13 protein-coding genes are annotated in these 15,881 nt (G+C 61.4%); 8 read left to right on the top strand and 5 right to left on the bottom strand.

The annotated features are described in order from the left end of the window. Nucleotides 1–114: 114 nt before the first annotated feature. From RNA01_RS15565 to RNA01_RS15555, 3 genes are all read right to left on the bottom strand, one after another. Entirely contained in the window at nt 115–780 is a 666-nt protein-coding gene (locus tag RNA01_RS15565; protein WP_147181135.1) for a YiaD family glycine zipper/OmpA-like lipoprotein, read from the bottom strand. A 79-nt stretch (nt 781–859) separates the two neighbouring features. After that, nucleotides 860–2,110 (bottom strand): flavodoxin-dependent (E)-4-hydroxy-3-methylbut-2-enyl-diphosphate synthase, encoded by a 1,251-nt coding sequence (gene ispG / locus RNA01_RS15560; RefSeq protein WP_147181134.1) that lies wholly within the window; start codon nt 2,108–2,110, stop codon nt 860–862. 82 nt (nt 2,111–2,192) lie between these two features. Then, nucleotides 2,193–2,789 carry a TetR/AcrR family transcriptional regulator gene (locus tag RNA01_RS15555; protein WP_170253472.1) on the bottom strand — a complete coding sequence of 199 codons (597 nt, stop codon included), beginning with the start codon at nt 2,787–2,789 and terminating at the stop codon, nt 2,193–2,195. A 70-nt stretch (nt 2,790–2,859) separates the two neighbouring features. Here RNA01_RS15555 and RNA01_RS15550 point away from each other — a divergent pair, with 70 nt between their 5' ends. Both RNA01_RS15550 and RNA01_RS15545 read left to right on the top strand, forming a co-directional pair. Then, a complete protein-coding gene (locus tag RNA01_RS15550; protein WP_147181132.1) occupies nt 2,860–3,318 on the top strand; it encodes a (2Fe-2S)-binding protein in 459 nt (152 codons plus the stop codon). Between the two features lie 2 nt (nt 3,319–3,320). Continuing rightward, entirely contained in the window at nt 3,321–5,597 is a 2,277-nt protein-coding gene (locus tag RNA01_RS15545) for a xanthine dehydrogenase family protein molybdopterin-binding subunit (RefSeq protein ID WP_147181131.1), read from the top strand. A 9-nt stretch (nt 5,598–5,606) separates the two neighbouring features. Here the strand turns inward: RNA01_RS15545 and RNA01_RS15540 are convergent, their stop codons facing one another. Next, nucleotides 5,607–6,797 (bottom strand): MFS transporter, encoded by a 1,191-nt coding sequence (locus RNA01_RS15540; protein WP_147181130.1) that lies wholly within the window; start codon nt 6,795–6,797, stop codon nt 5,607–5,609. Nucleotides 6,798–7,023: 226 nt separating this feature from the next. Here RNA01_RS15540 and RNA01_RS15535 point away from each other — a divergent pair, with 226 nt between their 5' ends. From RNA01_RS15535 to RNA01_RS15520, 4 genes are all read left to right on the top strand, one after another. Then, nucleotides 7,024–7,887, top strand: coding sequence for a DMT family transporter (locus RNA01_RS15535; RefSeq protein WP_147181129.1), 864 nt, complete (start codon nt 7,024–7,026; stop codon nt 7,885–7,887). A 101-nt stretch (nt 7,888–7,988) separates the two neighbouring features. Next, entirely contained in the window at nt 7,989–8,189 is a 201-nt protein-coding gene (locus RNA01_RS15530; RefSeq protein WP_147181128.1) for a YgaP family membrane protein, read from the top strand. Nucleotides 8,190–8,214: 25 nt separating this feature from the next. Further along, nucleotides 8,215–9,198 carry an efflux RND transporter periplasmic adaptor subunit gene (locus RNA01_RS15525; protein ID WP_147181127.1) on the top strand — a complete coding sequence of 328 codons (984 nt, stop codon included), beginning with the start codon at nt 8,215–8,217 and terminating at the stop codon, nt 9,196–9,198. Further along, the gene (locus tag RNA01_RS15520; RefSeq protein ID WP_147181126.1) at nt 9,195–12,395 is read left to right on the top strand and encodes an efflux RND transporter permease subunit; all 3,201 of its coding nucleotides are present in this window, start codon (nt 9,195–9,197) and stop codon (nt 12,393–12,395) included. The genes RNA01_RS15525 and RNA01_RS15520 overlap by 4 nt, the downstream gene beginning before the upstream one ends. A 75-nt stretch (nt 12,396–12,470) precedes the next feature. Here the strand turns inward: RNA01_RS15520 and RNA01_RS15515 are convergent, their stop codons facing one another. After that, on the bottom strand, nt 12,471–13,634 hold the full coding sequence (locus RNA01_RS15515; RefSeq protein ID WP_235916672.1) for a M20 aminoacylase family protein: 1,164 nt from the start codon (nt 13,632–13,634) through the stop codon (nt 12,471–12,473). Nucleotides 13,635–13,861: 227 nt separating this feature from the next. On the opposite strand from RNA01_RS15515, the gene RNA01_RS15510 reads away from it, so the two are divergent. Both RNA01_RS15510 and RNA01_RS15505 read left to right on the top strand, forming a co-directional pair. Further along, entirely contained in the window at nt 13,862–14,515 is a 654-nt protein-coding gene (locus RNA01_RS15510; RefSeq protein ID WP_147181125.1) for a TetR family transcriptional regulator C-terminal domain-containing protein, read from the top strand. 11 nt (nt 14,516–14,526) lie between these two features. After that, nucleotides 14,527–15,729 (top strand): pyridoxal phosphate-dependent aminotransferase, encoded by a 1,203-nt coding sequence (locus RNA01_RS15505; RefSeq protein WP_147181124.1) that lies wholly within the window; start codon nt 14,527–14,529, stop codon nt 15,727–15,729. Nucleotides 15,730–15,881: the final 152 nt, after the last annotated feature.

Genomic DNA, 15,881 nt, shown 5'->3' with positions numbered 1-15,881 from the left:
GATGGCGTTCTTGGCGTGCTATTTGCCGCCGCCGGAATCAAATTGCTGACCAGTCGCATATGAAAAAGGCGCCGCTTGCCAGCGACGCCTTGAGGTTCTTCACTGCCAGCCGGCTCAGCTGGCCTTGAGCGGCGAAATCTGGATCTCGACGCGGCGGTTCTGCGCACGCCCGTCTGCCGTCGCATTCGAAGCAATCGGCTGGCTGGGACCGAAGCCAAGCGCGGATACGCGACGCGGATCGAGGCCCTGAGAATTCAGGTAGCTCGCTACCGACATGGCGCGGCGCTCGGAGAGCGCCTGGTTATGGGCGACGCTGCCGGTCGAATCGGTATGGCCGTTGACGTCGATTAAGGTCTTGTCGAACTTGCGGAGCACGATCGCCACAGAGTTCAGCGTCGGATAGAACTGCGGCATGACCTGATCCTGGTCGGTCGCGAAAGTAATGTTGGACGGCATATTGAGGATGATCCGGTCACCGACGCGGGTGACCGATATGCCGGTGCCCTGCAGCTGGGCCCTGAGTTCGGCCTCCTGGTTGTCCATGTAGTTGCCGATTGCGCCGCCGGCCAGCGCGCCGATACCCGCCCCGATCAGTGCACCGTTGCGGCTGCTGCGACCGCCGCCGCCGATGACCGCGCCACCGACCGCGCCAAGCGCGGCACCGAGAACCGCGCCACCGGCCAGGTTGGATGTCTTCTGCTGACCGGTATAGGGATCGGTCGTCGTGCAGGCGGTCAGGTAGATCGCGGCGAGCGCGAGGATCGGCAGCTTCTTGATCATCGTCGGAATCACTCCAGGAAAACTCTGATTTCGGTCAACAAGCCAAATGCGGCAATATGAAGTTGCAAGCTGGCCTAATCTACTCGGCGGCGCTCTTTCGACCATAACGCTTGTCGATATAGTCGATCACCAGTGCCTCGAAATCGGCGGCGATATTCGATCCACGCAACGTCATCACCTTCTTACCATCAATAAAAACCGGTGCGGCAGGGGATTCGCCTGTTCCCGGCAGTGAAATACCGATATCGGCATGTTTGCTTTCGCCCGGGCCGTTGACGATGCAACCCATCACAGCGACGTTCAACGCCTCGACACCCGGATATTTCTCGCGCCAAACCGGCATATTCTTGCGCAGATCCTGCTCGATCTTCTGGGCGAGTTCCTGGAATACGGTAGAGGTGGTCCGTCCACAGCCGGGGCAGGCAGCAACGACAGGAACAAATTGGCGGAAACCCATGACCTGCAGGATTTCCTGCGCCACCTGCACCTCGCGGGTGCGGTCACCATTCGGTTCGGGCGTCAGAGAAACCCGGATCGTATCGCCGATTCCGTGTTGCAGCACATAGCCCATGGCAGCCGAGGAGGCGACGATACCCTTGGAACCCATACCGGCCTCGGTTAGGCCGAGGTGGAGAGCATGATCGGACCGGGCAGCAAGCATAGAATAGACGGCAATCAGATCCTGAACCTGCGATACCTTGGCAGACAGGATGATCTTCGACCGCAGCAGGCCGATTTCTTCAGCGAGCTCAGCCGAAAGCAGCGCGGACTGCACGATCGCTTCGCGCGTCACCTGGCGCGCCGAAAGCGGAAAGCCCTCGTCCTGATTCTTGTCCATAAGCCGGGTCAGGAGTTCCTGATCGAGCGAGCCCCAGTTGACGCCGATACGCACCGGCTTGTCATACCTAATCGCCATTTCGACGATGTCGGCGAACTGCTTGTCCTTCTTATCCTTGAACCCGACATTGCCCGGATTGATGCGGTATTTGGCCAGCGCCTCGGCGCAGGCCGGATGATCGGCAAGCAGCTTGTGGCCGATATAGTGAAAGTCGCCGACCAGCGGCACGTCCATGCCGAGGCGAAGCAACCGCTCGCGAATCTTCGGCACCGCTGCGGCGCTTTCGTCGCGATCGACAGTAATGCGCACGATTTCCGAACCCGCCTTGAACAGTTCGGCCACCTGCCTGACGGTGGCATCGACGTCGGCCGTGTCGGTATTGGTCATCGATTGCACGACGACCGGCGCGCCGCCACCGACAGTCACGCCGCCGACATCGACGGCAACGGTTTTGTGGCGTGGCTTGGGATCGAATTCGTCTGCGGAGGTCATGGGCTGCCCTTGAACGGCGCGAAAATGTCAAAAATCAGGTGGATCAAAGCTGGCCGCTTGTCAACCATGCGCTAAAGCACCTCTAGCGCGTCAACGGGCCGATCATAAGCCGAACCAGATCCGGGAGCTTGACCGAAACCTCGTCTATATGCCCCATCCGCATCTTCATGCCCTCAATCGCGTCAAGTAAAAGGGAAGCCAGCCGTTCGACCGAAATACCGGTTTGCGTCAAATCGATATGGCCCTTGCGAGCCTCGACGGCAAGGCCTGCAGCGATCTCGCTCTCGACCGCACCTATCCACGCGAGAAAGAGATCGCTGGCAAATTCGTACTTGGCGTCGAAGATCTCGCGACCGTGCGGCGTGTCACAAATCCTCAGGTAAGGCAGGACAATTCCAGCGTTCAGCGCCGCCTCGACCTTGGCAAGAACGCCTGCGTCGCCTGCGAAGCACTGGGCCACGCTTGCCTGCATGTCACCCATCAAAACCTGCATGCACGCGCGGAAGATGTCACCCTTGTTGCGATAAAGCAGATAGAGCGCCGGCCGCGACAGACCGGCCGCACGGGCGATGTCGTCCATGGTGGTTCGCTTGTAGCCATAGGTGGTGAAGGCAGCGAAAGCCTGCACCAGAATGACTGCGCGTTTCTGCTCGGTCTTCGGATCATCCATATTTGACATTATGACATATTTTGTTATTTTGTCACAGCGTTTATTGGGCGCACCGACCCTATTGCAGGAGGAACCCGAAGTGAACCTGACCGTCAACGGAAAAATGTTGAGCTTCGAGGCCGATCCGGACATGCCGCTGCTCTGGGCCCTACGCGATATTCTCGACATCAAAGGGCCGAAATTCGGTTGTGGTGTCGGGCTATGCGGCGCCTGCACGGTCATCATAGACGGCAAGGCGGTGCGTTCCTGCCAGATCGTCGCCGCCGATGTCACGACGGAGGTGCGCACCATCGAGGGCCTCGCAAGCGACAAGACACTTCACCCCGTCCAGCAGGCCTGGATGGACGAGCAGGTTGCCCAGTGCGGTTATTGCCAGACTGGCCAAATCATGAACGCCGTGGCCCTTTTGGAGAGCAATCCCCGGCCGAGCGACGCCGACATCGACGAGGCCATGGCCGGCAATCTCTGTCGCTGCGGCACCTATCCGCGCATCCGCGCCGCGATCAAACGGGCCGCGACCGAAATGGCGGGAGCGTGACCATGTCGACAATCGGAAAAATCGCCCGCCGCACCTTCCTGTTCGGCACTGCTGCTGTCGCCGGGGGCGTGGCCTTCGGCTACTACAGCTACACCAAGCCCTTCGCCAATCCGCTGAAGGATGGCCTCGCCGCCGGCGAGGCGACCTTCAATCCCTATGTGAAAATCGGTTCCGACGGAAAGATCACCATCATCGCCCCACGCGCCGAAATGGGCCAGGGCAGCTATACGACGCTCGCCGCGCTCGTCTGCGAGGAGTTGGACGTCCGGCTAGATCAGGTTTCGATCGAACACGGCCCGCCGTCGCCGGCCTACTTCAACGCCGCCGCCTTGAGCGAGGGGGCGCCCGTGCCCCAGTTCGACGAGGGGATGGTGGCTGAAAGCTTGCGCGCGGCGCTGAAGATCGTAGCGAAGTTCGTCGCCTTGCAGTTCACCGGTGGCTCAACCTCAATGGCAGATGGCTTCGAGAAAATGCGCTATGCCGGAGCCGGAGCCCGCGAGGCGCTGAAGGAAGCCGCCGCGCGCAAGCTCGGCGTGGCCACATCGACACTCCAAACCGCAGATGGTGTCATCAGCCACCCGGCCTCCGGCCGCAGCCTTTCCTATGGCGCGTTGGCGAGCGATGCAGCCACGATCGAAGCGCCGTCGGGCATAACCCTGCGCGACCGCAAGGGGTGGAAAATCCTCGGCAAGCCACAACCGCGCAAGGATATGCGCGCCAAAGTCACCGGCGCGCCGATCTTCGGCGTCGATGTCACGCTGCCGGACATGCTCTATGGCACGGTCAGGATGAACCCGAGCCCCGGCGGCAAGATGAAATCCTTCGACGCCACCGCTGCCCTTGCTATGCCCGGCGTGACAAAAGTCGTGGCGATCGACAGCCCTTACGGCCAAGGCATCGGCGTGATCGCGGACAACACCTGGCGCGCCTTCAAGGCCGCCGAGGCCGTCGACATCAAGTGGGAGCACGGGCCTGCCCCGGCGAACTCCGTCGAGATTGACGCTGTGCTCAAGACCACACTGGACGGTCCCGGCTTCTTCACCCTGCGCACCATCGGCGATCCGGATCGGATCTTCGCCGATGCTCCGCGCGACAAGGTGGTCGAGGCGGAATATGATGCGCCCTACTTGGCCCATGCCGCGATGGAACCGATGAACGCAACGGCCCGACTGAAAGACGACGTGCTCGAGGTCTGGGCGCCGAATCAGGCGCCGACGCTGATTCAAGTGGTCGGCACCCGCATCACCGGATTGCCGGCCGACAGGATCAGGGTCCACACAACCTTCCTCGGCGGCGGCTTCGGTCGCCGTATCGAACCCGATTTCTCCGACTACGCTATTCGCCTTGCCCGCGAGGGCGAGGGTCGCCCGGTGAAGGTGACATGGACCCGCGAGGAGGACATGACGCACGGCCCCTATCGCCCGGTGGCCAAGAGCCGCTACAGGGCGGTGCTCGGCGGGGACGGAATGCCCCGCGCGCTGACCGGCTCGGTCGCATCGCCATCCGTTGCTGCGAACGCTGTCGAACGCTATTTCCCCGACGTGCCGATGGGAGGGCCGGACAATATGCTGATCGACGGCGCCTACAACCAGCCCTACGGTATCGAAAACTACCGCATCGACGGCCGCAAGGCGTCACTTGCCGTCCCCGTCGGCTTCTGGCGCTCGGTTGGCTATTCCTACAATACCTTCATGCACGAGAGCTTCATCGACGAGATCGCTCACATCGGGGGCAAGGATCCGCTTGAACTGCGCCGCGCATTGATGAGTGACTTCCCCGTCGCGCTCGGCGTCATCGACAAGGTGGCGACGATGGTCAGTTGGTCGACGCCACCCGCACCCGGGCGCGCCCGTGGCCTTGCCTTTGCGCTGTCATTCGGCACCTGGGTTGCACAGATCATCGAGGTGTCAAAAACGGCGGGCACGATCCGAATAGAAAAGGTGTGGTGCGCAGCTGATCCAGGGATCGTGCTCGATCCCCTCAATTTCAAGGCCCAGATGATGTCCGGCATAATCTACGGCCTCTCTGCGGCGGTCGGCCAGCAAATCACCTTCGCCGACGGCGTGGTCGAGCAGTCGAACTTCCATGCCTATGACGCGCTACGCATGAATCAGTCTCCAGCGATCGAGGTCGAGCTGCTGGAGAACGCCCACCGTTTGGGTGGCGCCGGCGAACCGGGAACGCCACCCTCCATGCCCGCCCTCGGCAATGCGATCTTCGCCCTGACCGGAAAACGACTGCGGGCGCTACCTTTCTCGAAGGAGGTCGACTTCGCCTGACGCCTACTGTTACGTCGCGCCGGCCCGGTCGGCGTGTCGCGCCAGCCCCGAAAGGGCCAGCACGACGAGATTAAGCAGCGAAACCGCAGTGTAAACAGCCGAGAGCGATGTGTATTCGGCGATGAAGCCGATCACCGACGGGGCGAACAGAATGCCGGAGTAACCGAGCGAAGTCACCACCGAGAGGCCGATACCGGGGGCAAGCCCAGGGATATTGCCTCCGGCGGAAAAGGCGATCGGCACCATGTTGGAAATACCGATGCCGGCGATCCCGAAACCGATCAGCGCGAGCGTCACATTCGGCGCCTGCCCGGCGACGATCAGGCCGACGAAGGACGCGGCCGTGCAGAGCCGTAGCGTCGCCACCGCCCCAAGTCTGTCGCGCACCAGATCGCCGGCAAAGCGCATCGCCGCCATGGCAAGCGAAAAAGCGGCGAAAGCGAAGCCGGAATGTGCCGTCGAGGCGGACAGTTCATTGCCAAGATAGAGCGCCCCCCAATCGAGGATCGCGCCTTCGGGGATCATCGAGAACAGCGCGATCATGCCGATCAGCCAAGGAAGCGGCGTCAGGGGCAGACGCGCCCGTTGGCGCCGTTCGGACGGATGCGGCCGATCGACAAGGATCATCGGACGGGCAATGGCGAGAAGGATAAGCGCGACGCCGGCCACAAGCAGCGCATGGGCGAGCGGACCGATCACGGCGATCAGCAAGCCGCCGGTTGCCGCACCCACCAGACCGCCAAGGCTCCAGAAGGCATGGCAGGACGACATGATCGAACGGCGCATGGAGCGCTCGACCTCGACGGCGTTGGCATTCATCGCCACGTCCATGGCACCGCTCAAGCCACCGAACAGGAAGATAGCGATCGTCCCCGCCCAGAGGGACTCGACCAGTGTGATGCCAACGATCGTCGGGATGAAGAGCAATGCGGCCATCTGCACAACCCGGCTCGAGCCAAACCGGGCAATTTGCAGGCCGGCGATCGGCATCAGCAACAGGGAACCCATGCCGAAAACGAACAGCATGACACCGAGATTGGCTTCGCTCAGCGAAAGCGCCTTGGCAAAGAACGGGATCTTCGGTGCCCAGGCCCCCATCATCAGACCGTTGACGAAGAAAAGCAGTGACACCCCCGCCCGCGTCCTGGTGAAATAGCCATTACGCAGGCTGCCGCCGCTACCGTTGATCGTTTCCGCCATCGTCCTCTCCTCGAATTTCGCGGCACTCTATTTAAATCGATTGAAACGACAACTGAAAAGTCGGAGCAGGAATTTCACATTTTGTGTCCCGCCGAAATGACGGAATAGCGCTGCCGGGACGTGAAAGGATGCAATTGACAGTTGGACGCGGAAGCGAAAGATGGCACGGCCGAACGCTTCGGCGCTCCTCCAGTCTTCCCGATTATCTTTCTCCCTGGGTGCATGCGTGAAAACAACCGTCGGCCTCGGCATTCTATTGACTAGTCTCTCCTATTTCCTCTTCACCTTGCATGATGGCCTGATCAAGCTGCTGGTCGAGACGACGGCGGTCTGGCAGATTTTGTTTTTCCGCAGCGTCGTGATCCTGATTGGGTGCCTGGTTTTCGGCGGTCCGTCGCTAGTGCGCGAAGCCGCCGCCTCGCCGGTCGTGAAACCGATGATGCTACGCAGCCTGCTACTGCTCGGCGCATGGCTTTGCTATTACAATGCGGCCAAGGAGATGCAGCTCGCCGAACTGACTACGCTCTACTACGCCGCACCGATCGTCGCGACAGTGCTCGCCGTGCCGGTGCTGCGTGAACAAGTGACCCTTCCACGCTGGACTGCGGTCGCCGTCGGCTTCGTGGGCGTACTGGTCGCTACCAATTTGACCAGCCTGAATTTGCGACCACCGGTTTATCTTGCCCTGCTCGCCGCCTTCTTCTGGGGGCTCTCCACCGTCCTGTTGCGCAAGACGTCCATGAACGCTCGCACCCTCGTGCAGATGATCATCACCAACGGTTTCTTCCTGATTTTGACCGGAACCATGCTGATCCAGGTGTGGCATAGCCCCAACCTCGTCGAACTCGCGCTTTCGCTTGGAACCGGCATTGTCGGGGGTATCGGCCAGCTCGCCTTCTTCGAGGGCATGCGCAAGGCGCCGATCTCGGTACTGGCGCCCTTCGAATACACCTCGCTCGCCTGGGCCTTCGCCCTCGGCTATGCGATCTGGGGCGACTTGCCAACACCCAATGTCTTCTTTGGCGCCGCGCTGATCTGTGGCGCCGGCCTGATCATCATCTTCAGCGAGCGAGCGCGGTCTCGACGATAACCGCGGCAGGAGAGCCGGCCCACCTCCCGCAAATAGGCCTTGCTACGGCAACAACCATCGTATATACGAATATATGTAGATATATATTCATGGAGGTTCCTATGTCTCTCGATCGTGCGGTACTGGCCTTTGCTGGCATTATGGTTCTCATTTCCGTTCTTCTCACGGCGTTCGTCCATCCGTATTTCGTCTGGTTCACCGTCTTCATCGGCGCTAACATGCTTCAGTCGGCCTTCACGGGCTTCTGCCCGGCCGCTATGATCTTCAAGAAGCTCGGCCTCCGCCCTGGCTGCGCATTCTGAGAATCCCTGCTCAAAGGAAATCCCCATGAAAGCCAAGGCGCTCGTGTGTTCCGCCATTCTCAGCCTGTCGCTTACGGCGACGGGCTCTTTCGCGGCTGAGATGATCCGTCTCGACGCGGTGAAGGTTCCCGAATGGAAGGCCGTCTATGGCCGCGTCGAGGCGCGCGACAGCGTTTCCGCGCGCGCGCGCATCGGCGGTACGGTCATAGACCTCAAGGTCACAGAAGGCGACGACGTCAAGGCCGGCGACGTGATCGCCGTGGTCAAGGACGACAAGATCGACTTCCAGATTGCCGCGATCGAAGCGCAGCTTCTCGGCCTGCGCGCGTCCATGGAAAACGCCCAGTCGGAGCTGACCCGCGGCGAGGAGCTGATCAAACGCGGCGTCACCACTGCCCAGCGTCTCGATGCGCTGCGCACCCAGGTCGATGTGGTGCGCAACCAGATCGCCGCAGCGGAAGCCCAGCGCTCCGTCGTGGTCGAGCAAGGCAAGGAAGGCGCCGTACTGGCTCCCGCCAACGGCAAGGTTCTGACCGTCCCGGTCACCAAGAATTCCGTTATCATGGCCGGCGAGCCGGTCGCGACGATCGGCGGCGGCGGGTTCTTTCTTCGCCTAGCCATACCGGAGCGCCACGCTGACCTCCTGCAAATGAATGCGACGATCGAGATTGACAGTGGCAACGGCCATGAAAGCCAGGGCCGTCTTGCTAAGATCTACCCGGAGATCGACAACGGCCGCGTGATCGCCGACGTCGAGGTCGAGGATCTGCCGACCGCCTTCGTCAACAAGCGACTGCTGGTCCGGGTTCCGGTCGGCGAACGCGAAGCGCTGCTTCTGCCGGTCGACGCGCTCACCAGCCGTTTCGGCGTTGACTATGTCACGGTCAAGTCCGGAGAAGGAACAGCCGAGCGCGCCGTCGTCACCGCCAAGCCGATCCTGCGCGACGGCAAGGAAATGACCGAAATCCTGACCGGCCTTGCCGCCGGCGAAGAGGTCGTACTGCCATGAAGGTTCCCAGTCTCGGTATCGCGGGCAGCCTGACCAAGAGCTTTATCAGCTCGCCCCTCACGCCCCTGTTTCTGATCACAGCCTTCGCTCTCGGCCTTGTCGCCCTCCTGACGCTGCCGCGCGAGGAGGAACCGCAGATTTCCGTACCGATGGTCGACATCATCGTACGTGCCGATGGCCTCAAGGCCGAGGACGCGGTCAAACTCGTCACCGAGCCGCTGGAAACGATCATCAAGGGCATAAACGACGTCGAGCACGTCTATTCCCAGACCGCCGACGATCAGGTCATGGTCACTGCCCGCTTCATCGTCGGAACGTCGGGTGATTCGGCCGTGCTGCGCGTCCACGACAAGATCCGCGCCAACATGAGTTCGATCCCGGTCGGCATTCCCGAACCACTGGTGGTCGGCCGCACGATCGATGACGTTGCGATCGTCTCGCTCACGCTCACGCCATCTGACGAAAAAGGTGCCGGCGTCGATGCGACCGCGCTGACCCGCATCGCTCGCGAACTGCGCGTGGAAATGGCGAAGATCGATGATGTGGGCCTGAGCTACCTCGTCGGCGAAACGGGCGACGCGATCCGCATCGCGCCCGAGCCAGAGAAGCTTGCGCTCTACGGCATGACGCTGCAGCAGCTCTCGGCCAAGGTAACGGCCGCCAACCGCTCGTTCTCGACCGGTCTGGTGCGCAATGACGGCAAGCAAATCGAGCTGGTCGCGGGCGAGACCCTGTCGACCCCGACCGAGATCGGCAATCTGTTGCTGACCACCCGCGACAACCGCCCTGTCTATGTCCGGGACGTCGCCGACGTCTCCTTCGTTACCGATACGTCAGAGGCTCGCGCCTCGACGGTCACCCGCGGGGAGAATGGCGAACTGAAACGGGTGCCGGCCGTAACGCTGGCGATCGCCAAGCGCGCCGGAGCCAACGCCGTTCTCGTTTCGGAAGAGGTGCTGGCCCGTGTCGAGGAACTGAAGGGCAACCTGATCCCTGACAGCATGGCCGTAGAAGTCACGCGCAACTATGGCGAAACCGCCAACGAGAAGGCCAACGAGCTGCTCTTCCACCTCGGCCTGGCAACGCTGTCAATCATCGCCCTCGTCTGGGTGGCGATCGGCCGGCGTGAAGCCATGGTTGTCGCGATTGTCATCCCCGTCACCATCCTGCTCACACTCTTCGCCGCCAACCTGATGGGCTATACGCTGAACCGCGTCTCGCTCTTCGCCTTGATCTTCTCGATCGGTATTCTCGTCGACGATGCCATCGTCGTCATCGAGAATATCGCCCGACATTGGGGCTTCAACGACGGCAAGGACCGGCGCGAAGCGGCAATCGATGCGGTCGCCGAAGTCGGCAATCCAACCATCGTCGCGACGTTGACCGTGGTCGCCGCCCTTCTGCCGATGATGTTCGTTTCAGGCATGATGGGCCCCTACATGAGCCCGATCCCGGCCAATGCCTCGGCCGCGATGATCTTCTCATTTTTCGTCGCGGTGATCGTCACGCCCTGGTTGATGGTGAAGATTGCCGGCAAAGCCAAGCTCCACCATGATGACGGTCATGCGACGGGCGGGATTCTCGGCGCGGGTTACGCCCGCGTTGCCGGCCCCATTCTGTCGAGCAAGAGAAACAGCTGGATCTTCCTTCTGGCTGTCGGCGCCGCCACCCTCGGTTCGCTGACGCTGTTCTATACCAAAGACGTCACGGTCAAGCTCCTGCCGTTCGACAACAAATCGGAACTGCAGGTCACCATCGATCTGCCGGAAGGCTCGTCCGTCGAAGCGACTGACGCCGTCGCCCAGGCAATTGCCAAGGTGACGCTCGACACGCCGGAAGTGCTCAGTGTCCAGACCCACGCGGCAACCGCTGCCCCGTTCAATTTCAACGGCTTGGTGCGTCACGCCTATCTGCGCTCCGGCACGGAAATGGGCGACGTACAGATCAACCTGACTCCAAAGTCCGAGCGTGACCGCTCTAGCCACGACATCGCGCTTGATCTGCGCCAACGACTGCTTGCCGAAGTCAAGGTGCCGGAAGGCACCTCGCTCAAGGTCGTAGAACCGCCGCCGGGCCCGCCGGTCATGGCAACCCTGCTTGCAGAGATTTACGGCCCGGACGCCGACACCCGTCGCGCCACGGCGGAGAAGGTCAAAACCGCCTTCAAGTCGGTCCCCTTCATCGTCGATGTCGATGACAGCTACGGCCAGCCGGCCAGCCGCCTGCGCGCCACCATCTCCAGCGACGACCTCGACTTCTTCGGCGTGTCGGAAAGTGATGTGTTTGACACGCTGTCGATCCTCAACGGCTCAACCACGCTCGGCTACTCGCACCGTGGCGACAGCCGCGCGCCGATCCCGATCGTCATCAGCCGACCGAAGGGCGCCATGGTCTTTGACGAGACCTTCCTGTCGACGCCGATCCCCGCCAATCTCCTGCCCGGCTCGCGCTCGGTGGTTGAACTCGGTGATGTCATCCAGGTCAAGAAGGAACGGGCCTCGTTCCCGATATTCCGCCACAACGGCCGCTATGCCGAAATGGTCACGGCGGAACTCGCCGGCGAATACGAGGCGCCCCTCTACGGCATGCTCGCTGTGCAGGACGCGCTCGACAATCAGGATTGGACCGGTCTTGAGAAGCCGGAAATCGCCCTGCATGGCCAGCCGATGGACCAGAGCAAATCGGTGCTCCTTTGGGATGGTGAGTGGGAAGTGACTTGGGTCACCTTCCGCGACATGGGGGCCGCCTTCATGGTCGCCCTGCTCGGCATCTACATCCTGGTCGTTGCCCAGTTCGGCTCGTTCAAGGTGCCGCTCGTCATCCTGACCCCGATCCCGCTGACCTTCATCGGCATTCTCGGCGGTCACTGGCTGTTCGGTGCACCGTTTACCGCGACCTCGATGATCGGGTTCATCGCGCTTGCCGGCATCATCGTGCGCAACTCGATCCTGCTGGTGGACTTTATCCGCCACGCAAAAACGCCGGAACGCGATATGACCAACGTGCTGATCGAGGCCGGCTCGATCCGCTTCAAGCCAATCCTGCTGACCGCCCTTGCCGCGATGATCGGTGCCGCAGTCATCCTGACCGACCCGATCTTCCAGGGGCTGGCTATCTCTCTGCTCTTCGGTCTCGCCTCATCGACGCTGCTCACAGTGTTGGTCATACCGGCGATTTACCGAGTGCTGAGAACCTGATCGAGCGCAATAACTGAAAAAACAAAGGCCCTGGAACAAGTTCCAGGGCCTTTTCAGTACGAATGCCGCAGCAAACTATTTTTTTGCCAGCCACCGCTCCGCAAGCTCTACCCAGAAGCTGGCCCCGATCGGCAAGAGGTCATCGTTGAAGTCGTAGCGCGGATGATGCAACGGAGGATCGCTCGGCGTACGTTGCGTACCGACGAAGAAATAGCAGCCGGGCCGCTCTTCCAGCATGTAGGCAAAATCCTCGCTACCCATCGTTGGCCGGTCCAACTCGGTCACCTTGTCCGCCCCGGCGAATTCGATAGCAAGCGCACGAATGAAATCGGTCTCGACCTTGTGGTTTATCGTGGCGTTGTAGCCCCGCTGGTATTCGACCGTGACCCCCATGCCATAACTTGCCGCCTGGCCCTCAGCGATCATGCGGACGCGTTCTTCCAACTGGTCACGCACCTTGGGGTCAAACGAGCGGATCGACAGCAGCATCTCGGCCCGCTCGGGAATGACATTGCTGGCCCCGCCGGCGTGGAACGCCCCGACAGTGATGACCGTTGGGTCGATCGGATGGATATTGCGGGAAACAATCGTTTGCAGCGCCATGATGATCGAAGCGCCACAGACGATCGGATCAGCGGTATCCTGCGGCTCGGCCCCGTGACCGCCGCGACCGTTGACGGTGATCTTGCATTCGTCGACCGCCGCCATGATCGGACCTTCGCGCAGCGCGAACTGGCCAAACGGGATGGTCGGCTCGTTGTGCAGGGCAAAGACCGCATCACAGGGAAATTTCTCGAACAACCCGTCGTCCATCATGATCTTTGCGCCACCAAAGTTCTCCTCGGCCGGCTGGAAGATGAGATGAATGACCCCATCGAAATTCTTGCGCTCAGCCAAGATCTTGGCCGCACCAAGCAGCATAGCGGTGTGCCCGTCATGACCACAGGCGTGCATCACGCCGGGGTTCTTGCTGGCATATTCAGCCCCGGTCTCCTCAAGGATCGGCAGCGCGTCGAAATCCGCCCGTATGCCCACGCTCCTGTTGCTGGTGCCGTTCCTCAGCGTCGCGACGACTCCGGTCTTGGCAAGCCCGCGCGTGACCTCGTAGCCCAGACCTTCGAGTTGCTTGGCGACATAGTCGGACGTGTTGAACTCCGAGAGGCCGATCTCCGGATTCTGGTGGAGATAGTGGCGGGTCGCCACGACATCGGCCATGTAATTGGAAAACTGAACGGTCATATGAGGCACCAAGAGGTTGGGCGCGGCGCTGGTTAGCGAGCGGTGGATGGAGAGAGAGTTTTGCACTTGTGCCCGAATTATTCAACCGTATAAGCAAGATGGGAGAGTACCGGACAGACCTGCCGGTAGCTGCGAATTGGGGAGGCGCGCATGTGGAAATTCCCGCGAAAGATGAATGAGCCGACGTCCAGCAACGAGTCGGCCACGTTCCTCCTCGGATCTTGCACATGAGCCGCCGGCCCTTCCATCGCGCCGCGGAGGCCGAACGCAGGCAAGACCTGATCACCGCCACGCTCGACTGCATTTCCGAATACGGGCTGCAAGGCGCGACCGTCCGCCAGATCGCTGCGCGCGCCGGCGTCACAGGCGGGCTGATCCGCCACTATTTCACCGGCAAGGAACAGATGCTTCAGGCCGCTTATCGCGAGGTCATGGTGACCATCGGCACGACGGCGATAAATGCGGCAGAGGCAGCGGGCAACGATCCCCGCCGTCGCCTGCATGACTTTGTCATCGCCAATGTCAGCCCGCCGATCATCGACCCGCGCACGCTCTCCCTCTGGGCAGCATTCATCAGCCATGTTCGCGTCGACCCGGAATTCGCCCGCATCCACCGCGAAAACTACCTGAACTTCCTTGCATCGCTGGAAGAACTCCTGACGGACTTCCTTGCTCACAGCGGCAAGACAATCGAACCGACCGAATGCCGCAAGCTGGCGATTGCCATCAATGGCCTGATCGACGGACTGTGGCTGGAAGGGTCGCTCGCAGGCGACCTGTTCGACGACGAGGCCCTGCCACGCATCGCCCTTGAGGCTGTCGAATCGCTGCTCGGCGGCCTGAGCCTTTCCAGTCCAGATGCGCCAAACGACGAGACATGACAGGAAAACCCATGCGTTACGCCTCCATCACCGAACGCCTCGCCGATCTCGGATCGGGAAAATGGGCGATCCACATTGAGGCTCGCCGGATGGCGGACGCAGGCATACAGGTGATTGAGTTGACGATCGGGGAACCGGATGTCAGGCCAGATCCGGCTCTGCTCGACGAATGTGCACGCGCCATGTACGCCGGCAGGACACGCTATTCCAACGGCCGCGGCGAGCCATCGGTGGTCGACGCACTGGTCGAGAAATATCGCAAGCGCCGGTCCGGCATGACGGAGCGTAACATCCTCTGCTTCCCCGGCACGCAGACCGCGCTTTTTTCCGTCATGCTCGGCCTTGTCGACCGTGACGACGAGGTCCTGGTCGGCGACCCTTTCTATGCGACCTATGAAGGTGTGATCGCCGCGAGCGGCGCCCGCATGGTCCCGGTACCGCTGAAGTCGGAGAAGCACTTTCATCTACAGGCCACCGACCTGGCTCTCGCCGTGACGCCGCGCTCGCGCGTGGTGGTGCTCAACACACCACACAATCCGACCGGCGCAGTCCTGACGGCAGCCGAGATCGTGGCGATCGGCGAGGTATGCAAAAGGCATGACCTCTGGATCGTCTGCGACGAAGTCTACGAGGAACTGATCTTCGACAAGGCCTTCGCCTCGCCCTTCGACGAACCAGCGCTCGCCGAGCGCACCATTGTCGTCTCGTCGATCTCGAAATCCCATGCCGCACCGGGCTTCCGCAGCGGCTGGGCCGTTGGGCCGGCGGAATTCTGTGACCGACTCTTGCCGATTTCCGAAACCATGTTGTTCGGCGTCCAGCCTTTCATCGCCGATATGACGGCAATGGCTCTCACTCAGCCCTTTGGCACGGCATCGGTTATGCGCGCCAACTATGAACGACGCGCGAAGATGATGGCTGAGGGCCTTGATCATGACGGAACGCTGAAGCCGATCATGCCCGAAGGCGGAATGTTCATCGTTGTCGACGTGTCCGGCACGGGGCTGAACGGCCTGGAATTCGCCAAGCGCCTGCTCGACGAGAAACATGTCGCCGTCATGCCCGGTGCCTCGTTCGGCGCACAGGCAACCAATTTCATCCGGGTTTCGTTGACGGTCGATGATCAGCAGCTTGCCATCGCAACCGATCGCATGGTCGATCTGGCAAGCGTTCTTCACCGGCAGAGACACCAGTTGCGCAAGGCGGCCGTGTGAGACGAGCGATGAAAACCGGCGGACAGACCAACCGGACGGGCGTCCCATAGCAGGACAGGATTTCGGACCTGTATGACCGCCGCGCGTCAAAAGCTGTCACGCGACGCACCGTTCCGCCAGCCCCTTGGCTACGACTTTGAAATAAGGCATAA

The organism is Paenirhizobium naphthalenivorans (genome assembly GCF_007992095.1).
Taxonomy (GTDB): Bacteria; Pseudomonadota; Alphaproteobacteria; order Rhizobiales; family Rhizobiaceae; genus Allorhizobium; species Allorhizobium naphthalenivorans.
Note: the sequence above shows the minus strand (reverse complement) of the source record. Positions and strands in the feature narration are given on the sequence as shown.